This is a genomic window from Sphingopyxis sp. YF1 (assembly GCF_022701295.1).
GTDB lineage: Bacteria > Pseudomonadota > Alphaproteobacteria > Sphingomonadales > Sphingomonadaceae > Sphingopyxis.
In genome coordinates this window covers 299,498-323,141 of sequence record NZ_CP033204.1, presented here as the reverse complement: position 1 = coordinate 323,141, position 23,644 = coordinate 299,498, and the positions used below count along the sequence as shown (strand labels likewise).

At 66.7% G+C, this 23,644-nt stretch carries 20 protein-coding genes; 14 read left to right on the top strand and 6 right to left on the bottom strand.

Annotated elements, in window-relative coordinates; all coding sequences use genetic code 11:
- Nucleotides 1-2 precede the first annotated feature (2 nt).
- Nucleotides 3-3,581 carry an RHS repeat-associated core domain-containing protein gene (locus EAO27_RS01625; RefSeq protein WP_242776446.1) on the top strand — a complete coding sequence of 1,193 codons (3,579 nt, stop codon included), beginning with the start codon at nucleotides 3-5 and terminating at the stop codon, nucleotides 3,579-3,581.
- Nucleotides 3,582-3,926: 345 nt separating this feature from the next.
- Here EAO27_RS01625 and EAO27_RS01620 read toward each other — a convergent pair whose 3' ends face one another.
- Nucleotides 3,927-4,142, bottom strand: coding sequence for a hypothetical protein (locus EAO27_RS01620; RefSeq protein ID WP_242776444.1), 216 nt, complete (start codon nucleotides 4,140-4,142; stop codon nucleotides 3,927-3,929).
- 280 nt (nucleotides 4,143-4,422) lie between these two features.
- Between EAO27_RS01620 and EAO27_RS01615 the strand changes: the two genes are divergently transcribed.
- The 9 genes from EAO27_RS01615 (at nucleotide 4,423) to EAO27_RS01575 (ending at nucleotide 14,783) form a co-directional block, all read left to right on the top strand.
- Nucleotides 4,423-6,126: a M28 family metallopeptidase gene (locus tag EAO27_RS01615; protein WP_242776442.1), complete on the top strand. Its 1,704-nt coding sequence runs from the start codon at nucleotides 4,423-4,425 to the stop codon at nucleotides 6,124-6,126.
- A 151-nt stretch (nucleotides 6,127-6,277) separates the two neighbouring features.
- Complete coding sequence (locus EAO27_RS01610; RefSeq protein WP_242776440.1) at nucleotides 6,278-6,520, top strand: hypothetical protein; 243 nt, start codon at nucleotides 6,278-6,280, stop codon at nucleotides 6,518-6,520.
- Between the two features lie 62 nt (nucleotides 6,521-6,582).
- Nucleotides 6,583-7,893: a L,D-transpeptidase family protein gene (locus EAO27_RS01605; RefSeq protein WP_242776438.1), complete on the top strand. Its 1,311-nt coding sequence runs from the start codon at nucleotides 6,583-6,585 to the stop codon at nucleotides 7,891-7,893.
- Nucleotides 7,894-8,009: 116 nt separating this feature from the next.
- A complete protein-coding gene (locus EAO27_RS01600; protein ID WP_242776436.1) occupies nucleotides 8,010-8,387 on the top strand; it encodes a BlaI/MecI/CopY family transcriptional regulator in 378 nt (125 codons plus the stop codon).
- Nucleotides 8,387-10,117, top strand: a complete 1,731-nt coding sequence (locus tag EAO27_RS01595; RefSeq protein WP_242776434.1) for a M56 family metallopeptidase — start codon at nucleotides 8,387-8,389, stop codon at nucleotides 10,115-10,117. Before EAO27_RS01600 ends, EAO27_RS01595 begins: the two co-directional genes overlap by 1 nt.
- A gap of 112 nt (nucleotides 10,118-10,229) precedes the next feature.
- Nucleotides 10,230-10,991 carry a hypothetical protein gene (locus EAO27_RS01590; protein ID WP_242776432.1) on the top strand — a complete coding sequence of 254 codons (762 nt, stop codon included), beginning with the start codon at nucleotides 10,230-10,232 and terminating at the stop codon, nucleotides 10,989-10,991.
- Complete coding sequence (locus EAO27_RS01585) at nucleotides 10,988-13,078, top strand: TonB-dependent receptor plug domain-containing protein (protein WP_242776429.1); 2,091 nt, start codon at nucleotides 10,988-10,990, stop codon at nucleotides 13,076-13,078. The genes EAO27_RS01590 and EAO27_RS01585 overlap by 4 nt, the downstream gene beginning before the upstream one ends.
- A gap of 105 nt (nucleotides 13,079-13,183) precedes the next feature.
- Nucleotides 13,184-13,567 (top strand): reverse transcriptase-like protein, encoded by a 384-nt coding sequence (locus EAO27_RS01580; protein WP_242776427.1) that lies wholly within the window; start codon nucleotides 13,184-13,186, stop codon nucleotides 13,565-13,567.
- 175 nt (nucleotides 13,568-13,742) lie between these two features.
- The gene (locus EAO27_RS01575; protein WP_242776425.1) at nucleotides 13,743-14,783 is read left to right on the top strand and encodes a rod shape-determining protein; all 1,041 of its coding nucleotides are present in this window, start codon (nucleotides 13,743-13,745) and stop codon (nucleotides 14,781-14,783) included.
- Nucleotides 14,784-14,868: 85 nt separating this feature from the next.
- Here EAO27_RS01575 and EAO27_RS01570 read toward each other — a convergent pair whose 3' ends face one another.
- From EAO27_RS01570 to EAO27_RS01560, 3 genes are all read right to left on the bottom strand, one after another.
- Nucleotides 14,869-15,054: a hypothetical protein gene (locus EAO27_RS01570; protein WP_242776423.1), complete on the bottom strand. Its 186-nt coding sequence runs from the start codon at nucleotides 15,052-15,054 to the stop codon at nucleotides 14,869-14,871.
- Nucleotides 15,017-16,303, bottom strand: a complete 1,287-nt coding sequence (locus tag EAO27_RS01565) for a radical SAM protein (protein ID WP_242776421.1) — start codon at nucleotides 16,301-16,303, stop codon at nucleotides 15,017-15,019. The genes EAO27_RS01570 and EAO27_RS01565 overlap by 38 nt, the downstream gene beginning before the upstream one ends.
- Nucleotides 16,304-16,474: 171 nt before the next feature.
- Complete coding sequence (locus EAO27_RS01560) at nucleotides 16,475-17,125, bottom strand: TetR/AcrR family transcriptional regulator (RefSeq protein ID WP_242776419.1); 651 nt, start codon at nucleotides 17,123-17,125, stop codon at nucleotides 16,475-16,477.
- A gap of 65 nt (nucleotides 17,126-17,190) precedes the next feature.
- Here EAO27_RS01560 and EAO27_RS01555 point away from each other — a divergent pair, with 65 nt between their 5' ends.
- From EAO27_RS01555 to EAO27_RS01540, 4 genes are all read left to right on the top strand, one after another.
- Complete coding sequence (locus tag EAO27_RS01555; RefSeq protein ID WP_242776416.1) at nucleotides 17,191-18,618, top strand: efflux transporter outer membrane subunit; 1,428 nt, start codon at nucleotides 17,191-17,193, stop codon at nucleotides 18,616-18,618.
- A complete protein-coding gene (locus EAO27_RS01550) occupies nucleotides 18,618-19,751 on the top strand; it encodes an HlyD family efflux transporter periplasmic adaptor subunit (protein ID WP_242780387.1) in 1,134 nt (377 codons plus the stop codon). The genes EAO27_RS01555 and EAO27_RS01550 overlap by 1 nt, the downstream gene beginning before the upstream one ends.
- 108 nt (nucleotides 19,752-19,859) lie before the next feature.
- Nucleotides 19,860-21,413: a DHA2 family efflux MFS transporter permease subunit gene (locus EAO27_RS01545; protein WP_242776413.1), complete on the top strand. Its 1,554-nt coding sequence runs from the start codon at nucleotides 19,860-19,862 to the stop codon at nucleotides 21,411-21,413.
- A gap of 65 nt (nucleotides 21,414-21,478) precedes the next feature.
- Nucleotides 21,479-21,955, top strand: a complete 477-nt coding sequence (locus EAO27_RS01540; RefSeq protein ID WP_242776411.1) for a hypothetical protein — start codon at nucleotides 21,479-21,481, stop codon at nucleotides 21,953-21,955.
- A gap of 20 nt (nucleotides 21,956-21,975) precedes the next feature.
- On the opposite strand, the gene EAO27_RS01535 is transcribed toward EAO27_RS01540, so the two are convergent.
- Together EAO27_RS01535 and EAO27_RS01530 are read right to left on the bottom strand one after the other, a co-directional pair.
- Complete coding sequence (locus EAO27_RS01535; RefSeq protein WP_242776409.1) at nucleotides 21,976-23,001, bottom strand: adenosine deaminase; 1,026 nt, start codon at nucleotides 22,999-23,001, stop codon at nucleotides 21,976-21,978.
- Nucleotides 22,994-23,569 (bottom strand): phosphoribosyltransferase family protein, encoded by a 576-nt coding sequence (locus tag EAO27_RS01530; RefSeq protein ID WP_242776408.1) that lies wholly within the window; start codon nucleotides 23,567-23,569, stop codon nucleotides 22,994-22,996. The genes EAO27_RS01535 and EAO27_RS01530 overlap by 8 nt, the downstream gene beginning before the upstream one ends.
- Nucleotides 23,570-23,644 lie beyond the last annotated feature (75 nt).

Below are 23,644 nucleotides of genomic sequence, written 5' to 3'. Positions count from 1 at the left end.
ATATGCTGAAACCTACATATCTGTCGAACTCGGCAAGCAGCAGCGGGTACGAAAAACTGACGAGCGTCAAGGCGATCAATCTCAGCCAAGATTATTGCAACCCCGCCGCTGACAGTTGCACGGGACTGACTCAAAGCTGGCCTGAGCAAACCTTGTCGGAAACAACAAGCGGCAGCACGGTGACGCAAACGATCATCGATCAGGACAGCAACGTCACGACGATCGAGCGGCTCGACGGCAAGGTGACGGAACTGGCCCCGCCGGCAACCAACCCCGGCCAGACACAGGCGGTCTACGACACCAGCGACCGGGTCGATCAGCTTACGACCGACGACGGCGTCTATGACTACAGCTATACGACAAGCGGCAGCACGCAGACCACGACGGTAACCGGCCCCGGGTCGACGACCGAGACCTACGTCGTCGACACGAGCATTTCGCGGCCGACATCCTATACGAACGCGGGCGGCCATACCACCAGCTATCAATATGACGCATCGGGACGCAAGACGCGCGAAACCTATCCCGAAGGCAATTACACGCAATGGACCTACGATGTGCGCGGCAACATGACCGAGGTACGGCGCGTCGCAAAGTCCGGGTCGGGGCTGGCCGATATCGTGACCACCGCCTCGTTCGATGCCTCTTGTACCAACGCGAAGACATGCAATTCGCCGAACTACACGATCGACGAAGGCGGCCAGCGCACCGACTTCACCTACGACACGACGCACGGCGGCGTGACACGGATCCAGCTTCCGGCGCCCGACGCCGGTTCGCCAAGGCCCGAAATCAACTACGGCTACACGCCGCTCTACGCACAGGTGAAGAACAGCAGCGGCGTCCTGACCAATGTACCCGACGCCCAGTACAAGGTCACCCGGATCACGGCTTGCGCGACCGCCGCGACCTGTTCCGGCACCGCGAACGAGACGAAGGTCACGATTGCGTATAATACGCCGAATCTCATGCCGAGCAGCGTCACGACCGCGTCGGGCGATGGCGTCGTCAGCTCGACGATCGGCTACACCTACGACGTGATGGACAATGTCGCGAGCGTCGACGGACCGCTCGCGGGGACGGACGATACGACCTATTATCTGTTCGGCCTCAATCGCCAGCTGCGCGGCGTCATCGGACCCGACCCCGACGGCGCGGGGACACGCAAGCGGCAGGCGGTGCGATACACGCGCACCAACGGCCGGGTCACGAGGACCGAAACCGGAACCGTCACCGGCACGACGATCGCGAGCCTCAATGCCATCGCGCCGCTCCGGACCGTCGACGTCACCTACGACGCCAAGGGCAACAAGCTGTCGGAGATCATATCGGGCACCGCCGGCGCAGTAAGCGTCGCGCAATATGGCTATGACAGCGAGAACCGGTTGCTCTGCACCGCGCTGCGCATGAACCCGGCGACCTGGGGTTCGCTGCCGACGAGCGCCTGCACCGCGGCGACCGCATCGATGACCTACGGCCCCGACCGGATCAGCCGCAACAGCTATGACAGCCTCGGGCGCGTCACCAAGGTCGAGAGCGCGGTCGGCACGGCCGCCGCCGCCGACGAGGTGCGCGCGGCCTACACTGCCAACGGGCGGGTCAGCCATGCGATCGACGCCGAAAGCAACCGCACCACCTATGTCTACGACGGCCACGACCGCCTGTCGCAGACGCGCTATCCGATGACAACCCGCGGTTCGGACGCGAGCAACGCCGCCGATTACGAGCAGTTCAGCTATAACGCGCGCGGCAATGTCACCAGCCGCCGGCTGCGCGACGGCACGGCGATCGGCTACAGCTACGATGATCTCGGCCGACTGAGCGCCAAGGATGTCCCCGGCGGGACCAACCACGATGTGACCTACGCCTACGACCTGCTCGGCCGCGCGCTCAGCGCGACCAAGGGCGCGGGCAACACGCTCGGCTTCGTCCACGACGCGCTGGGCCGGGTGACGAGCCAGACGCAGGGGCTGGGCACGACCAGCTACACCTATGATGCCGCGGGGCGGCGGCTCTCGATGGCCTATCCCGGCGGCGGGCTGACGATCGACTATGATTATGACGTCGCCGGCAACGTCACTAAAATCCGCGAGAATGGCGCGACAAGCGGGGTCGGCGTGCTCGCCGCCTATGCCTATGACGACGCCGGCCGTCGCACCAGCGTGACCTTCGGCAATGGCAGCGTCCAGAGCTTCGCCTATGACGCGGCCTCGCGCCTCGACACGCTGACCAACAATCTCGGCGGCAGCGCGACGACGCACGATCTGGTTCAGGCCTTCACCTATAATCCGGCAAGCCAGATCCGAAGCGTGACGCGGTCGAACGATGCCTACGCCTGGCAGGCGCATTACAATGTCGATCGCAGCTATGTCGCCGACGGGCTCAACCGGATCATGAACATCGGATCGACCGCCTTCGCCTACGACGCACGCGGCAATCTGACGAGCGACGGGACGAACAGCTTCGTCTACAGCCCCGAAAATCTGATGACCGACGGCCCCGGCGGCGCGAAGCTCAAATATGACGCGCTGGGGCGGCTGTCGGCGATCAATACGACCGCGATCCCGACGCCGACCGGCTTCGCCTATGACGGCGTCGACCGCATCGCCGAATATCAGACGACATCGTCGATCACCGCGCGCTATGTCCACGGCCCCGGCCTCGACAATCCGATCGTCTGGTACGATGGCAGCGCGATCGGCAGCACCACCCGCCGCTTCCTGATGGCCGACGAGCGCGGCAGCGTGGTGAGCATCACCGACAGCGCGGGCGCGACGATCAACCTCAGCGCCTATGACGAATATGCTATCCCTGCGCCGGGCAATGTCGGCAAGTTCGGCTACATCGGCCAGCTCTGGCTGCCCGAGGTCGGCATGTGGTATTACAAGGCGCGGATGTATTCGCCGACGCTCGGGCGGTTCATGCAGACCGATCCGATCGGGTACAGCGACGGGATGAACTGGTATAATTATGTCGGCAGCGACCCTGTGAATTTTAGCGATCCAACGGGATTGTTCAGTTTTGCTGGCCCACCTATCGACGTAAACGGGTCAAGGCTTAGGGGGGCGGGCGCCATAGGCTCATATTTGGACGCCATCGCGATAGCGGCTGCTCTAGTGGATGGTAATGGACCATATGATGCAGATGCCCCAATAAATGTAATTGCAAATTGCCGTAAGGGCATAAGCTGCAACCCCAAGGATAAGAATAAGGACGAAGAGAGTGAGCCAGACCTTCTGCAGTGCGCCCTGCAAACGGCAGGCGCCGGTGCTTTAGGCGCTTATAATCCAGCGACCACGCTTATGGATGCTGGAACGGCAATATCGGGAGCAATTTCACGAGATTCAAAGGAAGATAGATTGCTTCTGCCTATGGAAAGTCAAAAAGGAAAAAGAATTAAAAGGGGGGCGCTCGACGGAGCTCGAATAGGAGCCAAAAGATTCGTTGGCGGCCTGCTGTCTTCACCGTACGCACGGGTAGCAGGTGGACTATTTGCCGCTGGATACAATGTGCTAAGCGATCCGAATTGCGGATTGGGGATATTTCCTACTATAGAAGATGTTCTTCCTGTTGGATTTTAGGTATTTCTATGAAAATTATAGTTAACTTGATATTTGTATCAATATTTATTGTAATATTTACCTTAAGAATTCCTTCTGAAACAAAGAATTTAATATTTGGAACTATTATTTTGATTTTTTCAATTTTTTTATATTTTAAAAACAAGAACAAAAATCAAAAATTATCATTAATAATTTATTTATTTCCATCTGTTTCATGGATTATTATTATAATAATAAATTTCATATTCAAATTAGGCTTGAGCTATGCGTTTCTATTGATATTATTTTTTATTATATTCGCAATGTCACTCATAATTTATTCTAAAATTGAAAAAGTTGATGACCATGAATTACGGTGACGAATTACGGTGACAGCTTACTTAACCCCCAAAATTTTGTCATGGGTCCACGCTTTTTCGGCTTAAGCGCGATCTGGGTCTTCGCTTCCATATCCTCCAGCCATTGCGGCGAACCGATCGGGCGGCCGATATTTTCGGCTTTGCGGAGCGCGGCATAGGTGAATGCTTCGTCGAACGCCTCATCCAGAAAGGCCGTGAAATCGCCGACGCGCTCCAACACCGGCGCGATGGGATTACGGTGGGATTACGGTGACAGGTGCATAAACCCCTAAACCGATCCATTCCGGCGCCAACAACCCTCTCGCTGGATTGATACGTCGCTCGGCTTGCCCGAGACGGGGGCATGGCCAGACTGCCCCGCATCGTCCTTCCCGCGATCGCGCACCCTATCACGCAGCACGGTAACCGGCCGATGATCAGGCGGCACCCGGATTCCGGGTTTCGCGCATTGCTCCGCAGGGCTAGGCGGGACGCCCCCTCTCCCGTTCCGGAGCCCCGCCATGCCCTCCCGTTTCCCCCTTCCCCGCCGCCTCGCCCCGCTGCTCGCGCCGTTCCTGCTCGCGGCGTTCGCCGCCCCCGCCGTAGCGCAGGGCGTGCCCTCGGCGCCCGCGGCGCCCGACATCTCGGCCGCCAACCTCGCCGACACCGTGCGCACCCTCGCCTCGGACCAGTTCCAGGGCCGCGCGCCGGGGACGGTGGGCGAGGAGCGGACGATCGGCTATCTGATCGGGCGGCTCCAGGCGCTCGGGCTCGAACCCGCGGGCACCGACGGCGGCTGGACGCAGCGCGTGCCGCTGCTCCACACGCGCACGGGCACGCCCGAATGGCTGCGCTTTGACCGCGGCGGCGTGGCGACCCCGCTGATCCCCGGCACCGACATCTATGTCTCGACGCTCCGGCCGGACGACCGCGCGGTGGTCGACGCCGCGCCGCTCGTCTTCGTCGGCTACGGCGTCGACGCGCCCGAACGCGGCTGGGACGATTTCAAGGGGCAGGATCTGAAGGGCAAGGTCGCGGTCTTCCTGATCAACGACCCCGATTTCGCCGCGGGGCGGGGCGACGATGCCTTCGGCAAGTTCGGCGGGCGCACGATGACCTATTACGGGCGCTGGACCTACAAGTTCGAAGAGGCGGCGCGGCGCGGCGCGGTGGCGGCGCTGATCGTCCACGACAGCGACGGCGTCGGCTATGGCTGGAACGTCGTCACCGCCCCCGCCGGCGAAAACTACGACATCCTCCGCGCCTCCGACAAGCTCACGAGCCTCGCGCTGCAGGGCTGGATTTCGGACGAGGCGGCGACGAAACTGTTCGCCGGCGCAGTGCAGGATCTCGCGAAGTTGCGCGTCGCCGCGCGGCGCAGGGATTTCCGTCCCGTCGACCTCGGCACCAGCTTCAGCGCCGCGGTGCCCGTGACGCACGCGGTCGTCGAGAGCCAGAACGTCCTTGCGAAGATTTCCGGTACGACGCGCGCCGACGAAGCGGTGGTCTATGGCGCACACTGGGACGCCTATGGCGAGGGCAAGCCCGATGCGGAGGGGCGCATCTACCGCGCCGGCGCCAACGATGACGCGCTCGGCGTCGCGGGGCTGTTCGAGATCGCGCGCGCCTTCAAGGCCGCGCCGCCGCCCGACCGCACCCTGCTCTTCGCCTTCTGGACCGCCGAGGAACGCGGACTGCTCGGTTCCGAACATTATGCCGCCAACCCGCTCTTCCCGCTCGAAAAGACCGTCGCCAACCTCGGCCTCGACATCCTCCAGACCGCGGGCAGGGCGAAGGACGTGATCCTCGTCGGCAAGGGACAGGGCAGCCTTGAGGACGATCTCGCGCGCCTCGCCGCGACGCAGGGGCGCACCGTATCGGTCGAAAGCCTGCCCGAACGCGGCCTCTTTTTTCGCGCCGATCATTTCAGCCTCGCCAAGCGCGGCGTCCCGGTGCTGCTGATGATGGGCATCGCCGGGGCTTCCGACCTCGTCGACGGCGGCAAGCCCGCAGGGCAGAAGTGGGTCGATGACTATACCGGCCATTGCTACCATCAGGCCTGCGACGCGTGGGACGAAAGCTGGAACCTCGACGGCGCGATCGAGGATATTTCGCTCTTCTACCGGATCGGCGACGAGCTGGTGCGCTCAGACAAATGGCCGAGATGGAAGGACAGCAGCGAGTTCCGGGCGATCCGCGAGCAGAGCGCCGCGGCGCGCCGATAGCGGCCGGCCGCCCAAGCATCACCGGCCACCGCACGAATCGCACTACCGGTCGCGGCGGCGGAAACCACCGGCAACGACGGGCATAGCCCGGCGTAGGGGATGGGCACGTGCGCCCGGAGGAAACATCCGTGCGCCAGTCCAAGGAGCGAACATGCGTTTCACCCCCCTCATCCTCACCGGGGCCGCAGCCCTGCTGATGTCGGCCTGCTCGAACAAGGACGAGGTCGCCGCCGCACCGCCGCCGCCCGGCGCCGTGTCGGGCAGCGTCGCCGCCGACCGCGACGGCGACGGCATCATCGACGGCTATTACACCGCCGACGGCATCTATCATCCAAACATGCAGCCGGCCCCGCCGCCGCCGCCGCCGCCGACCCGGCTGGGAGAGCGGGGCTGATCCCGACACGAGCGGGAGCGCGGCCTCGCCGCGCTCCCCTTGTCACGACGGCGCTCACGACGATGCTGGCGATCTGTGCCATCGCAGCGTTGCCGCTCACGGTCGCCAGTGCCCATGCGGCGCCCAAAAAGGCGAGCAAGACCGTCACCAAAGCCGCCCCCGCGCCCGCCAGCCCGGCGCTCGTCGCCGCAATCCGCGCCGAGGCCGGCGGCGACCTCAAGAGCTTCTACGGCGAACGCGGCTATCGCCCGCTGTGGGTGCGCGCGGGCAAGATCGGGCCGGACGCGCAGTCGCTGCTCGGCTGGCTCGACAGCGCCGAACTCGACGGCCTCAAATCCTCCTCCTACCGTCCCGACCGACTGCGCGCGCTCATCTCCGCAGCGCGATCCGGAAGCCCCGAAGCCGTGGCGCGCGCCGAACTCGCGCTGTCCGACGCCTTCGCACGCTATGTCCGTGACATGCGCACGCCCGGCAAGGCAAAGATGATCTACGCCGATCGGAGCCTCAAGCCGAAGAGGCTCGCGGCCGCCGCGGTGCTGCGCGCCGCCGCCTTCCCACAGGATTTCGGCGCCTATCTGACCGGCATGGGCTGGATGAGCGAACATTATCTCCGCCTGCGCAATCTTGCCGCGCACGCCGGCAAGGCGGGCGCCTCGAAGCAGGATCTGGCGCGGCTGCGTCTCAACCTCGACCGCGCGCGCATCCTTCCCGGCCCCTATGTCTATCATATCGTCGTCGATGCCTCATCGGGGCAGCTCTGGTATTATGGCGCCGGCAAGCGCGCCGGATCGATGAAGGTCGTCGTCGGCGCCCCCGAAACGCAGACGCCGATGCTCGCCGGCCGGCTGCAATGGGCGATCCTCAACCCCTATTGGAACGTTCCCGACTATCTCGCGCAAAAGAGCATCGCGCCCAAGGTGCTCGCGGGGCGCAGCCTCGCCTCACTGCGCATGGAGGCACTGTCCGACTGGGGTTCAAACCCGCAAAAGCTCGACCCCGCGACGATCGACTGGCAGGCCGTCGCGGCCGGCGACCGGGCGCTCCGCCTGCGCGAGCTTCCCGGCGGCGCCAATTCGATGGGCAAGGTCAAATTCCTCTTCCCGAACAAGGAAGGCATCTACCTCCACGACACCCCCGAGCGCGCGCTGCTCGCCAAGCCCGACCGCCATTTCAGCAACGGGTGCATCCGCCTCGAGGATGCCGCCGAACTCGGCCGCTGGCTGATGCAACGCCCGATCGCGACCAGATCGAAGACGCCCGAGCAGGCCGTGCCGCTGCCGGCGCAGGTGCCCGTCTATCTCACCTATATCACCGCGGTCGCGACCAAGCGCGGCATCGCCTTCCGCGACGATGTCTACGGCCGCGACGGATAGGCACCGCCCGAGCCAGACGCCCCCGATCCGCGCCATTGCCTTGACGCGATAAAACCCCTTGCCAAGCCCGCGCTACAAATGTAGCACGCTACAAATGTAGCGCATGAGGTGATTCCATGTTGTCGAGCCTGCCACCCCGAGAACGCGAGATCGTCGACATATTGTACGAACGCGGCGCCTCCACCGTGACCGAGATCGGCGAGGCGCTCGCCGACGAATTGTCGGGGTCGGCGATCCGGGCCATGCTCAAGCGGCTCGAGGGCAAGGGCTTCGTCGCACGTTCTGCATCCGACCGCGGTTTCCTCTACGCACCGAGCGTCCCCGAAAAGGCGGCGAGCAAGTCGGCGCTCAGCCAGGTCGTGCGCGTCTTCTTCAACGGATCGCCCACGAGCGCGGCGGCCGCGCTGCTCGGCATGCAGGACAAGATGAGCACATCGGAACTCGACGAACTCGAAAAGCTGATCGCCGATGCACGCGAAGGGAGGGCGAAATAATGTTCGACACGATGATCACCCCCGCCCTGCTCTTGGGTCTCGCCTGGAAATCCGTCGCGGTCGCCGCCGTCACCTTGCTGCTGCTGCGGCTCGCACGGCGACGCTCGGCGGGGGAGCGCTCGATGATCGCACACGCCGGGCTCGCGGCGCTGCTACTGCTGCCCGCCGCCAACCTGATGCTGCCGACCTGGACGCCGCTGCCGCACGGCTGGTTCGCCAAGGCTGCGCCCGTCGCCGCTGCGGCGTCGGCGGCTGCCGATCTTTCAACGACGGGAGGCGTGCCGGGTGTCCCGGCTCCGATCGCGACCTCGGCACCGGTTGTGGCCGGCGCGGCCGGGGGATCGCCGTCGATGGCGGTCTCGGTCGGTGACATCGCACCCTTTCTCTACGCCATCCCGCTGATCCTGCTGTTCGGGGTGATGATGCTGGCGATCGTACGGCTGTTCGCGATGCGCGGCCGCGCCGAGATTCTCGTCGACAATTCGTGGCTGACCGCACTCGCCGAGGCGCAGCGGCGTATGGGATTCAAACACGGCACCGCCCTGCTCGTCAGCGCCGAACTGCGCTCACCGATCAGCTGGGGCGTGCTGCGCCCGACGATCGTGCTCAGTCCCAAGGCGGTACAGGCGGTCGGCGAAGCCGAAGCGATCATCGCGCACGAGCTGGCGCATGTAGCGCGCCTGGACTGGGCCAAGCTCCTCGCAGCGCGCATCGCCTGCGCACTCTTCTGGTTCAACCCCCTGGTGTGGATACTCGCGCGCGAAAGCCACCAACTGCGCGAGGAAGCCGCCGACGATGCGGTGCTGATGGCCGACATCGACGGTCCAGACTATGCGACGCTGCTCGTCGGCGCGGCACGCCACGACAATGAAGGCGCGCTGCTCGCAGCGCACGGCGTCGCACCGGGCAAGTCGAGCCTCAAGCGCCGCATCACCCGCGTCCTCGACGGCACGCTCCGCCGCGGCCCCGCAGGCCCGGGCTGGATGCTGATGAGCGTGGTGCTGCTCGCCGGCGTGACTGCGCCGCTCGCCGCCTTTTCGGCCATCACGCCGAAAGCGAACAAGACGCTCGCCACGCGCAGCGGTCCGCCCGTCACCGGCGTCGCGACGACCGCAACGACGGCAACGACCACGCACGACACGGCACGCGTTGCCGCCGCGGATTCGCACAAGCGGCTGACGCCCGACCAGCTGATCGCCATGCGTGCGGTCGGCGTCACGCCCGAGGATGTTCGCCGGATGCGCGACGACCGCTGGTCGGCCGACCCCGACGACATGATCGCCGCCAAGGCGAGCGGGGTCGACGGCGCCTATCTCGGCCAGATGCGCCGGCTGTTCCCCGGTGCCGACGTCGGCGAGATCATCGGCGCCCGCGCGGTGGGCATCGACCCGGACTATGTCCGCGAGATCCGTTCGCATTTCCCGCGCGTCGACATCGACGAACTGACCGGCATGCGCGCGATGGGGATTGATGGCGCCTATCTGCGCGAGATGCGCAAGGAAGGCGTCATCCTGCGCGATCCCGACGATGCGATCGCGCTGCGCGCGGTCGGGGCGGGGCACGCCCCCCCGCTTTCGGCATCGAAGGGAACCAAGGGTGCAAAGGGCGACAAGTCGGCGACGATCCGAATGGGTCCGGGCGGCGTGATCGAGGCCCGCTCGGGCGATGGTCGGGTCGCACGGATCGAGATGCCCGCGACACCCGAACCGCCGGCACCGCCCGAGCGCTGACGTTCGGACGTTCGTCCGAACTCACACGTCGCTGATCGAAACAATGTTTGGAAACGCCGCTGCGGCGGCGAGCGCTGTCGCTCGCCTGGCGCACGGAGGGAGAAGTGTTGCCATGAAGACCCCCATGATCGCATCGAGCCTCGCCTTTCTCGCGCTGCTCGCCTGCTCCGCGCCCGGCCGGAGCACGACCGCCGATGCGGCGCCGGACACCGATGAAATCCGCTGGCAGGTCGAATCCGATGCCGGCAAGGGCGACACCCCCCGGCTACGGCTGAGCCACCGGACGTCGACGAACGACATGGCGCTCGACGACGCGCTGGCGCGGTCGCGCCCCGAATTCGCTGCCGCCCGGGCCGCGCTCGGCGGTGCCGCCGGCGCCGTGTCCTTCCGCGTCGCGCACGAAGCGGGGACGCTCGACTGCAACGGCACCCTCGCCCGCGCCTATGACGGCGAAGGCCGGTGCCGCTTCGCGCCCGACACGGGGTTCGAGCGCGGACTCGCCGACCGCGGGCTCACCCCCGCCAAAGGATCGGATCTGCTCGCAATGCTGATGGTCGATGCGACGCTGGCGCTGGCCGACGGGCTGGCGCGCGAGGGGGTAAAACCCGAAGACACCGGCGACCTGATCGGCGCGGCCGCGCTCGGCGTGACACCCGATTATGTGCGCGACCTCAGGACCGCTCCGATGAAGCTCACCCGCATCGCCGATGCCATCGCGTGTCGCGCGCTCGGCATCGACGGACCCTATGTCCGCGAGCTTGCCGAGGCGGGCTATACCGACCTCTCGTCCGACGATGTGGTGGGGATGAAGGCGCTGGGCGTGACCGGCGCCTATGCAAAGGCGATGAACAAGACGGCGGGGGCGGCACGATGAAGACGCTGTCCAGCCTGTCCGCGCTCGCCGCGGTGCTCGCCGCCACGCCCGCCATGGCGCAGGACGCCCCCTCCGGCGACACCCCGCCGCCCGCGCCCGTCGAAGCATCGACCGCCAGCCAGCGAACCTCGGGACAGGTCTATGCCCCCGCCGACTTCGCCCGCTACGCGCCGAAGAATGCCTATGACATGCTGATTCAGGTCCCGGGTTTTTCGATCCGCGACAATGAAAATCTGCGCGGCCTGGGGGTCGCCACGGGCAATGTCCTGTTCAACGGCGAGCGGCCGTCAAACAAGGCCGACGACATGTACACCCAATTATCGCGCATCCCCGCGGGCGACGTCGAGCGGATCGAGATCGTCGACGGCGCGACGCTCGACCTCCCCGGGCTGTCGGGGCAGGTCGCCAACATCGTCTATCGCGCGGACAATTTCTCGGGGCAATTTTCGTGGCGCCCCGAATTTCGCGCCTATTACACCGACCGGCTGTTCACCCGCGGCAGCGTCTCGGTACGCGGCCGCGCCGGCACCATCGAATATGAAGCCGCGCTCGACAACGACGATTCGGCGCGCAGCGGTGCGGGCGGCCCGACACTGATCAGGGACGAGGATGGCGACATCGTCGAACGGCGCAACGACATCTGGAACACGCACTACGATACACCCAAGCTGTCGGGCCGGATCAAATGGGACGGACCGGGGGGCAGCGTCGCGAACCTCGGCGCACACTATCAGCGCAAATATGACCGCTATTTCGAAAACGGCATCCGCACGAGCCCCGATACCGCCGATCGCTACCGGACCGTGCGCACCGACAACGACAGCTGGAACTACGAGGTCGGCGGCGACTGGCAGTTCGGCGCCGGCCCCGGCAAGCTCAAGCTGATCGGGCTGCGCCGCTTCAGCCACGAACCCTATTCGCAGGAGATCGTGACCCGCTTCGCCGACGGCCGGCCCGCGGAAGGCGATCGCTTCGCGCAGGTCGGCGACCTCGGCGAGACGATCGCGCGCGGCGAATATCAGTGGAAGATGTGGGGCGGCGACTGGCAATTGTCGGGCGAGGCCGCGTTCAACACGCTCGACAATATCGCCTCGATCGGGCTGCTCACCGACGGCGAATTCGTCAACCAGCCCTTTCCGGGCGGCACGGGCGGGGTGAGCGAAGACCGCTACGAGGGGCTGCTCAGCTTCGGGCGCAAGCTCACCGACACATTCTCGTTCCAGCTGGTCGCCGGCGCCGAACATTCGACGATCACGCAGGCGGGCCCGAACGGCGTCGAGCGCAGCTTCGCGCGGCCGAAAGGGTCGCTGACGCTGTCGTGGACGCCGTCGCCCGATTTCGACGCCTCGCTCAAGATCCGCCGCCGCGTGCTCCAGCTGTCCTTCTACGACTTCCTCGGCCGCGCCTTCCTCAACGACGGCAATCAGAACGAGACCAATTTCGATCTCCGACCGCAACAGGACTGGAGCTACGAGGCCGAGATCAACAAGAAATTCGGCGCGTGGGGCTCGACCAAGATCATCCTCATCTACCGCGACGTCGAGGATCGGGTCGACATCGTGCCGGTCGGCACCGGCGAGGCGGTGGGCAATATCGCGAGGGCCAAGGCAGGCGCGATCGACTGGACCGCGACGATCAATCTCGACCCCGCGGGGCTCAAGGGGGTCAAGCTCGAAACGCGTGCGTTGCTTCAGGAATCGACGTTGCGCGATCCCTTCACCGGCGAAAAACGTCAGTGGAGCGGTTTTACCGACAGGATCATCAGTGCCGACGTCCGCCACGATGTCGCGGGCACCGACTGGGCGTGGGGCGCGGGCGCCGAATATTCGCACAACCAGCCCAACTACCGCCGCAACCAGGTCGACCGCATTTGGGAAGGCCCGGTGTGGGCCAATGTCTTCGTCGAGCACAAGGATGTGATGGGATTGACGGTGCGCGCCTCGATCTCGAACGCGGTCGGCGCACGCTCGCGCCGCGACCGCATCGTTTACACCGAGGTACGCGGCGTAAGCCCCATCGCCTTCGTCGAGGAGCGCAACCGCCGCATCGGCCCGATCTTCGCCTTTTCGGTACGCGGAAAAATCTAAACCTCCGGAGTGAACGGCCCTCCGCGGTTAAAAACGGCCTCACCCCGTTCCCCGTGGCGAAGAAAGCCGATACCCAGCCACGGCAAACCGGCTAATGCTGGCCCCATGCCGCGCCGCCGCACCAAAATCTATTTCGACGGCGGCTGCCGCCCCAATCCCGGCCCGATCGAGATCGCGGTGGTGACCGGCGGGATCGCCGCGATCGACCGGAATATCGGCACCGGGGGCAGCCTTGATGCCGAATGGCTCGCGCTGATCGCCGCGCTGCGGCTCGCGCGGGCGCGCGGGCTCGCCAATTATGTGCTTCTGGGTGACGCCGCGACGGTGATCGCACAGGCGAACGGCACCGTTCGCGCGCGCGGCGCGGCGGCGGATCATCTCGCCGTCTTCCGCGCGCTCGCCGCCGAGGGGCCAGCGCCGCGAATCCGCCACATCGGGCGGGCGCAGAATCTCGCCGGGATCGCGCTCGCACGCCTCCACGGCCGCTGATTACCGGCTCGGCCGGACTTGAGAAACCAACGGCCTGTCAGCAACCGCCCCGGCGCATGTTGACCTCCTCCTGTCACAAACGCAGTCCGCGAAGGACGAATGTGCGGGGGCCGGACCAAAGGGGGGGCGGACCTCGCCGTTTGCGCTTCGCATTCCCGAAAGTCCAAGCCCCCCTATGAAGTTCTTCCACCGCTTCACTTCCGCCGCCAGCGACATGGCGATCGATCTCGGCACCGTGAACACGGTCGTCTATGTCCGTGACCGCGGGATCGTCCTCAACGAACCTTCGGTCGTCGCGCTCGAAACGCGCGACGGGGTGCGCCGTGTCAAGGTCGTCGGCAATGACGCCAAGCCGATGATGGGCAAGACCCCCGACAATATCGAGGCGATCCGCCCGCTCCGCGACGGCGTCATCGCCGACATCGCCGTCGCCGAACAGATGATCAAATATTTCATCGACAAGGCGGCGGGCGGTACCGGTCCGCTCCGCCGGCGCAGCAATGTCGTCGTGTGCGTGCCTTCGGGATCGACGATGGTCGAACGCCGCGCGATCCGCGACGCCGCGTCGAACGCCGGCGCGCTGTCGGTGCAGCTGATCGAGGAATCGCTCGCCGCCGCGATCGGCGCCGGCCTGCCAGTCACCGAACCGCGCGGCGCTATGGTCGTCGACATCGGCGGTGGCACCACTGAGGTCGCGGTGCTGTCGCTCGGCGGCATCGCCTACAGCAATTCGGTCCGCGGTGGCGGTGACAAGATGGACGAGATGATCTCCTCCTACATTCGCCGCAAGCACAACCTCATGATCGGCGAAATGACCGCCGAGCGCGTCAAACTCACCATCGGCTGCGCGGTTCCGCCCGACGGCTCCGGCATGGTGATGGGAGTCAAGGGACGCGACCTCGTCACCGGGCGCCCCGCCGAGGTCGAAGTGTCGGAGGTCGAAGTCGCCGAAGCGCTCGCCGAGCCCGTCGGGCAGATCGTCGGTGCGGTGCGCGCGGCGCTCGAACAGACGCCGCCCGAACTCTCCGCCGACATCATCGACGAAGGCATCACGCTTACCGGCGGCGGTGCGTTGCTCCGGCGGATGGATATCGCAATCGCGCGCGCGACCGGGCTCCCGGTCGCGGTCGCCGACAATGCACTGCTGTGCGTCGCAGTCGGCGCGGGCCACGCCTTTGAGGATCGCGACTATCGCAGCGTCCTGATCGCTGCGTGAAGCCCGACGCCGCGGCGTAGCCGGGACGCGGCAGTGCCGCGGGACCGCACTGGCGAGCGCCGGTGTGGAACCCGCAGCCAGCCGGTCAGAAACGATAGGTCCAGCTGAAGTACCAGCCCGGATCGTCGAGGCTCTGCGCCATCCGCGCCTGCTGCGCATGATCGACCAGGATCTGCGCAAAGACCTTGCCGTCGCCTTCAAGCTTGCCGCCCGAAAGCTCGGCGCTCAGCTGCTTAAATTCTTCCTCGGTCAGTTCGACTTGACGTGCCATCGCTCTTCCTCCTCTTCCTTGCCTGAACTTCCTCGATCAGCGGCCGCAGCCCGCAGCATCCCCCGGGCAGACCGGCCGCGGCGCGCATGCGCGCATCGTGCGGACAGCCGCCCCGGCAAACCCCGACGAACGGACAGGGCGCCATCGCCGCCTTCAGCGACGCTTCTTCGGCGCGCAGCGCCGCCATGCCCGGCGCATCGGCAATCTGGTCGGCGAGCGACCGCACGCCGAGGCGGCCGAAGTGGAAGCCCGCACCGCCGTCATATTTGTCGCAGGGAGCGACCTCGCCCGTCGGCTCGACGGTGATGAACCGCCCCATGCACGACGCCGAATGCACGCAGATCAGCGGCTTGCCGCCCGCGACATTATTCTCGAGCGATTCGAACTCGCGAATGCTCAGCACGCCACGAAACCGGTCGTCCCACACCGCATAGAGCCGGACCATGAAATCGACAAAAGCATCGAACGGAAGGTAGGAATCGCCGTCGCGCCGCTCTCCCGACGCATCGGGGATCGCGTTGAGCAGCGCGACCCCCGTCAGCCCGCATTCGGCGAGCGATTCCAGATAGCGGGCGGGGTCGACCGCCAGCACATCCTCGGTCAGCACCGCCAGCCCGCCGAAGCGGATTCCGCCCGCCTTCAGCCGCGCGATCCCCCGCTGCACCGCGGCCCAGCTGCCGCGCCCGGCCTTGTCGAGACGGCGGCTGTCGTGCAGTTCGGGGGTGGCGTCGATGCTGACGCCGACCTCGAAATCATGCGCCTGCCAAAAGTCGATCCACGCGTCCGAAATCAGCGTCGCATTGGTCTGGATCGCGTTGCGCACCGTCTGTCCGGTCCGCTTGAAGAGCAGCTGAAGATAGACCGCCTTGGCAAAGAAGGCGACCGGGAGCAGCGTGACTTCGCCGCCGTGCCAGACGAAATCGACCTCGCGCACCGCCGGCGACGACAGCAGATCGCGGGTCGCCCGCGCCATCACCTCGAACGTCATAGGGCGGCTCGGCGCGCCGCGCCACGAATGGCAATAGGTACAGCGCAGGTTGCACAGGCGCGTCGCCTTCATGATCGCCGTCATCGACGCCGCGGGGAAGGCCGAGCGCGCAGGCGGCGACAGCGCGATGCGGTCCAGCGTTTCGCGGTCTTGCGGTGTCAGCAGGCCGATGAGCGCGCCGGCGTGCGGCGGCAGGAACGCCGCAAGGGCGTGGGCCGGCGCATCCCGGTCCGATCGCAGCTGCTGGTCCGCCTGCGGCATCCCCACCCTCCCGATATCCACCGCGCAGACTGGGTGGGCGGCCTTGCGACGGCAACGGCGAGCGCCTCCGCAACGGATGCATTTTTGGTCCGGATCGGTGGCTATCCCCCACACGGCTGCGCCGCCGCGCCACACCGGTGAGTCCGCAACGGACCCATATCGGCGGCCGGGTCAGTCGGTCGCGGCGATTCCCCATGCGCGGCGAAAGGTATCGACCGCCGCGTCGATGTCGCGCGGCAGGCGGCTATGGTCGCGCCCCTCGGGCAGGCCCAGCACGGCATGATAATAGACCCCCGACTGGCAGAGGCCCGCGAAATGATAGACCGCCTGCATCGGGTCGCCCATGCGCAGTTCGCCGCGCACCATCTTTTCTCCCATCCACGCGGCGAGGCGCGCCTTGCCCCGGCGCGGCCCGCGCTCGTAAAAGGTCTCGGCGAGGTGCGGAAAGCGCTCGGCCTCGCCGACGACGAGGCGATAGAGCGAAAGCAGCGGCGTCGACAGCAGCGTCGATATCAGCACATAACCGAACCGCCGCAGCACCTCGGGCACGGGTTCGTCGACCGGCAGCTCGACCTGCAAGGCGGTACCATAATGTTCGACGAGGTCGTCGGCGACCGCCGCGAACAGCTCCTCCTTCGACGGGAAATAGCTCCACAGCGTGGTTTTCGAACCGCCGACCTTGCCCGCGACCGCCGACATCGTCGTGCCGGCATAGCCGTTGGCGAAAAACAGCTCGCGCGCGGCATCGACGAACGCCTGGCGCCGCGCCGCGGCGGCATCGTCGGGTGCGCTCCGGCCTTCGGCCGTACTGTCTGGTATCATTTCAATTGACAACGCATTCTCCGCCGTTCAAGGGCGCATGATACCAGCTAGTATCGTTGGACGCCATGCCCCGATCATTGTTTCTCTCCTCCGCGGTTCTGGCCCTGCTGGCGGGATGCGCCGCGGTTCCCGACCTTGGGCCGAAACCCGTGCCGGCGTCGCCCGCGACGCTCGAAACGCGGCAGGCCTTTGCCGACGCGTCGGGCGAATGGCCGGCCGAGGGCTGGTGGCGCGCATGGGGCGATCCCCAGTTCGACACGCTGATCGCCGAGGGGCTGGCGAACGCGCCCGACGTCGCGATCGCCGCGGCGCGGGTGCGCGCCGCCGACGCGTTCGCCCAGCAGGCGGGCGCCGCGCTCGGCCCGCGGGCCGCCGTCGAGGCGAGTGCCGGCGGCGTCCAGCAAAGCAAGACCATGGGCATCCCGCCGCAGTTCGTGCCCGACGGGGTCGAGGATACGGGGCGTGTCGCCGCGACCTTTGCCTTCGACCTCGACCTGTGGGGCCGCAACCGCGCGGCGCTTGCCGCCGCGACGTCGGAGGCCGAGGCGGCGCGCGTCGATGCGGCGCAGGCACGGCTGATGCTGGCCACCGGAATCGCGGCGGCCTATGCCGATCTTGCGGGGCAATATGACGCGCTCACTGTCGCCGAGAATGCGGCGCGGATCCGCGCGGCGAGCGCCGAACTGGCTGCGGAGCGCACCCGCGCCGGGCTCGACAACCGGGCGAGCGAGCGCCAGGCCGAAAGCCGGTCGGCCGCTGCGCGCGCCGATGTCGTCGCGCTGGAGGAGGCGATCGCGCTGACGCGGCACCGCATTGCCGCGCTGCTCGGCGCCGGTCCCGATCGCGGACTCGCGCTGGCTCGACCCGCGCTCGCGGCGCCGACCGTCGGTCTGCCCGCCGACGCCGGCATCGGCCTGATCGGGCGGCGCCCCGACATTGTCGCGGCGCGGCTGCGCGCCGACGCCGCAGGGCGGCGCATCGACGTGGCGCGCGCCGATTTCTATCCGAACATCAGCCTGTCGGCGCTGGTCGGGCTGCAATCGCTGGGGCTGTCGCACCTGTTCGACAAGGGCTCCGGCTATGGCAATGGTGGCGTCGCGCTCAGCCTGCCGATCTTCGACGGCGGGCGGCTCCAGGGCCGCTATCGCGGCGCGCGCGCCGATTATGACCTGGCGGTCGCTTCCTATGACCGCACGCTGGTCGCGGCGCTGCGCGAGGTCGCCGACACGGTGGCGAGCCGCGCCGCCAACGCGCGGCAGCTCGCCGAACGGCGCGCCGCGCTCGCCGCCGCCGAAGAGGCGGCGAAGCTCGCCGGACTGCGCTATCGCGCGGGGCTTTCGAACCAGATCGTTGCCCTGACCGCCGAGGACGGCATGGTCGCGCTTGCGCGCGCGGTCGCCGAGCTCGAGGCGCGCCAGCGCGCGCTCGACGTCGCGCTGATCCGCGCCCTCGGCGGCGGCTATGCCGCGCAGACTTCAACAGGAGAGCTATGATGGCCGACGATACGGCGGCGACCGAGACCGACGCGGCGCGCGGCGCCAAGCGCAGGAAGCTGTTCCGCATCTTCGGCATCGCGCTGGTCGTCATCGCGGCCGGCTGGGGCATCTGGTACGTTCTGACGCAGGCGGGGCGCGTACACACCGACAACGCCTATGTCGGCGCCGATTCGGCGGTCGTCACCGCGCTGATCGCCGGCCCGGTCCACGAGGTTCGCGTCGCGGGCACGCAGGCGGTGAAAAAGGGCGACATTCTGGTCATTCTTGATGACGCCGACGCCCGCATCGCGGTCGCCGATGCCGAGGCGGCGCTGCGCCAGGCGCGTCAGCGTTACGGCCAGGCGGGCGCCAGCGCCGACGCCGCCCGTGCGCGCGTGACGGCACGCGGAGCCGATGTGAATCAGGCGCGCGCGCGGCTGCGCGACGCCGACGCGGCGGTCGCCCGCGCGCAGAGCGAGCTCGCGCGGCGCGAAAGCCTGGCGGGAACCGGCGCGGTGTCGGGCGAGGAACTGACCGCCGCGCGCGCGGCGCTGCAATCGGCGCGCGCGGCGCGCGACCTGGCCGGAGCGGGAATAGCCGCGGCACAGGCGACGCAGGGTTCGGCGAGCGGCGACCTTGGCGCCGCCGAGGCGCTCGTGCGCGGAACGACGATCGACACCGCCCCCGACGTCGCAGCGGCGCAGGCGCGGCTCGACAAGGCCCGGCTCGACCTGGCGCGCACCGTGATCCGCGCGCCGGTCGGCGGTATCGTCACCAACAAGCAGGTGCAGGTGGGGCAGCGCATCGCCGCCGGGGCGCCGATCATGACGATCGTCCCGATCGACACCGCCTATGTCGATGCCAATTACAAGGAAAGCCAGTTCGGCAAGATCCGGATCGGCCAGCCGGTCGAGCTTGTGTCGGACTATTATGGCGACGACGTCGTCTATCGCGGCCGGGTCGTCGGCATCGCCGGCGGGACCGGCGCCGCCTTTTCGCTGATCCCGGCGCAGAATGCGACGGGCAACTGGGTGAAAGTGGTGCAGCGCCTGCCGGTGCGCATCGCGCTCGATCCGAAGCAGCTGAAGGCGCATCCGCTGCGTGTCGGCCTGTCGATGGAAGCAACGATCGACACGCGCGGCGGAACGTGACCGTGCATCGCGCCAATCCGTCGCCGCGCCGGGCCGAAGGCGATGCGGTGATCGCCGGCGTGCGATCGCTTCGCTTTGTCTGCCGCGACGGGATTCGGCAGCTGAATCATGGCTAGCGCCGCCGCGCCGCCATCCGCGCTCCTGGCGGACGACCCCGCGCCGCTGCGCGGGGCCAGGCTGATCGCGGCGGCCTTTGCGCTCGCACTCGCCAACTTCGTCGTGGTGCTCGATTCGACGATCGCCAATGTGTCGGTGCCGCATATCGCGGGCGGGCTCGCGGTGTCGCCGACCCAGGGGACGTGGGTGATCACCAGCTATGCGGTCGCCGACGCGATCAGCGTGCCGCTCACCGGCTGGCTCGCGATGCGTTTCGGCACCGTGCGCTGGTTCCTCTGGTCGATCGTCGGCTTCGGCCTCTTCTCCTTCCTTTGCGGTATATCGCGTACGCTCGATGCGCTGATCTTTTTCCGTATCCTCCAGGGGCTCGCCGGCGGTCCACTGATGCCGCTGTCGCAGATCCTGCTACTGCGCATCTTTCCCAAGGAAAAGGCCGGGATAGGCCTTGCCATCTGGGCGATGACGACGACGACGGCACCGATTCTCGGGCCGATCCTGGGCGGGCTGATCAGCGACAACTGGAGCTGGCCGTGGATCTTCTTCATCAACCTGCCCGTCGTCGCGATCTGCTTCTTCGGCGTCGCGAGCCTGCTCGGGCCGTTCGAGACCAAACGCGCCAAGGCACGGATCGACACCGTCGGACTGATCCTGCTCGTGCTGTCGGTCGGCGCTTTCCAGCTGATGCTCGACACCGGGCGCGAGCACGACTGGTTCGGGTCGGCGTGGATCGTGACGCTGGCGATCGTCGCCGCGCTCAGCTTCGTCGCCTTCGTCATCTGGGAACTCACCGACGCCAATCCGGTCGTCGACCTGCGCGTCTTCCGCTTCCGGGGGTTCAGCTTCGCGACGATCGCCATCTCGCTCGGCTTCGGCGCCTTTTTCTCGCAGGTCGTGCTGACGCCGCTCTGGCTCCAGCAGGTCGCGGGCTATACCGCGACCGATACGGGTTATATCGTCGCATGGATCGGGGTGTTCGCGGTGCTGCTGTCGCCGGTCGCGGCGGGGCTGATCGGCAAGATCGACATCCGCATCTCGATCAGCGCGGGCATCTTGTGGATGGCCTTTGTCTCGATCCTGCGCGCCAGCTGGAACGCCGACGTCGATTACTGGACGCTCGCGCTGCCGCACCTGCTCCAGGGCATGGGCATGCCCTTCTTCTTCGTCGGGCTGACCGCGCTCGCGCTGTCGAGCGTGCCCGCCGACAAGCAGACCTCGGCGGCGGGGCTGATGAGCTTCCTGCGCACCCTGTCGGGCGCGATCGGCACCGCGGTCGCGACGACCGCGTGGGACAGCCAGAGCCGCGTCGCGCGATCCGAAATGGTGAGCAGCATGAACGACACCGGCGGCACGATGGACATGCTCCAGCGCGCCGGGCTGACGCTCGAACAGGCGCGCGCCGCGATCGAGCGGCTGGTCGAGGTACAGGCATCGACGATCGGGGTGCTCCACCTGTTCCTCGCCGCGGGCGTCGTCTTCCTGATCGCCGCCGCCTCGGTCTGGTGCGCGCCGCTGCCCAAGCAAGTGTCGATGGGCGCGTCGCACTAGAGCGGATCCGCATGTCTTGTTATGGCGCAGCGATCAGGCTGCGTCGCCCGGGGGATAGCGAGGCTGTGAAACATACCGAACCATTGCCGATCCATCACAGCTGGCCGATCTACGAGCGCGAGCGTCACTTCGCGCTCGGCCAGCTGCTGCCCGACGCCGTTCTCGACGCCAGTTCGGCGATGGCCGATCATGCCCGCCGCGCGCTGCCGTCGCTGCCCGCACCGGGTACCTGGGCCTATGACTTCGACACCGCCAGCCTGAGCTGGTCGCCCGAAGTCTATGCGCTGTTCGGCCTGCCCGACGGCGCGCGCATCTCGCGCGACGAAACGGCGGCGCTCTATTGCACCGATTCGCGCGTCGCGATGGAACGGCTTCGCGCCTACGCGATCCGCCACCGGCGTGGCTTCACGCTCGATGCGCAGATCCAGCCGGCACGGGGCCGGCGGCGATGGATCCGCCTGATCGCCGCGCCGGTGTGCGTCGACGACCGCGTCGTCAGGCTCCACGGGCTGAAATTGCGAGTCCCGGCCCGGCAACGCTGAACCCGGCGGCGCCAGCAGGTTCAGGCGTAGGCGTCGATCGCGGCGCGATGCTGCGCCTTCTCCGCATCATCGAGGAACGACCCGGCAAAGCTGTTGTGCGCGAGCGTGACGATGTCCGCCTTCGACAGGTCGAGCGCATCGGCGACCGCGACATAGTTGGCGTTCACATAGCCGCCGAAATAGCTGGGATCGTCGCTGTTGACCGTCGCACGGAGCCCCGCGTCGAGCATGGCCTTCAGCGGGTGCGCGGCCATGTCGCCGACGACGCAAAGCTTGAGGTTCGACAGCGGACAGACGGTGAGCGTCATGCCCTCGGCCGCCAGCCGCGCGACCAGCGCCGCATCCTCAAGGCTGCGGTTGCCATGGTCGATGCGGTCGACCTTCAACAGATCGAGCGCTTCGTGGACATAGTCGGGCGGGCCTTCTTCGCCCGCGTGCGCGACGATCTTGAGGCCGAGCCCCTTGGCGCGGGCAAAGACGCGTGCGAATTTCGACGGCGGGTGCCCCACCTCACTGCTGTCGAGGCCGACGCCGTCGATGCGGTCCAGCCAGGGCAGGGCTTCGTCGAGCGTCGCCTCGGCTTCGGCCTCGCTGAGGTGGCGGAGAAAACACAGGATGAGCTTCGAACTGATCCCGTGCTGCGCCTTCGCGTCATCGAGCGCGCGCGTAATGCCGGCGAGGACGGTTTCGAAGGCGACGCCGCGTGCCGTGTGCCCCTGCGGGTCGAAGAAAATCTCGACGTGGCGGACATTGTCGGCATGCGCGCGCGCAAGATAGGCGGCGGTCAGCTCGTAAAAATCCTGCTCGGCGATCAGCACTCCCATGCCCTGATAATAGATGTCGAGGAAATCCTGGAGGTTCGAAAAGTCATAGGCGGCGCGCACCGCCTCGACCGACGCGAAAGGGATGGCGACGCCGTTGCGCTGCGCGAGCGCGAACATCAGCTCGGGCTCGAGCGACCCTTCGATATGGAGGTGGAGTTCGGCCTTGGGCAGGCCGGCGATGAACGCCGCGCGCTCGGCGGACGATGCGAAACCTTCAGCCATGCGGCACCTCTTCTTCGCGCAGGATGATCGCCGCCTCGGGCTTGTGGCGGCGAATCTCGTCGATCGTCAGCCCGTCGATCTCGTGCGGAAAGATCAGCCACTGATCGGTTTCGTGCACGAAATAATCGGGCTTGAGGTCGGTGACGTTGCGACCGGGCTTGTACCACACGGTGGCGATCCGGATATCGCGCGGCATGTTGTGGCGGCAACGCGCGCGCAGTTCGGCGATGAAGGCGCGGATGCTGCGCCCCGAATCGAACACATCGTCGATGACGAGCAGCCGGTCGTCGGGGTTCAGCGTGTCGATCAGATAGCCCAGCGCGAACACCTTCACCTCGGGATCCTGCCGGTCGATCGCGTGGTAGGAAGAGGTACGGATCGCAATATGATCGCAATGCTGGCCGTGATAATCGAGCAGTTCCTGCACCGCGATCCCGACCGGCGCGCCGCCGCGCCAGATGCCGACCAGATGCGTCGGTTTGAACCCGCTGTCGATCACCTGCATGCCAAGGCGGAGCGAATCGGCAAGCAGGTCGTTGGCGCTGAGGAAAATCTTCTCGATGGTCATGGCGGAGACATAGACCCGCGACGCGGCGCCGCCAATCCGTCTCGCAACCGGTGACGGATCGCATCGGCCGCGATA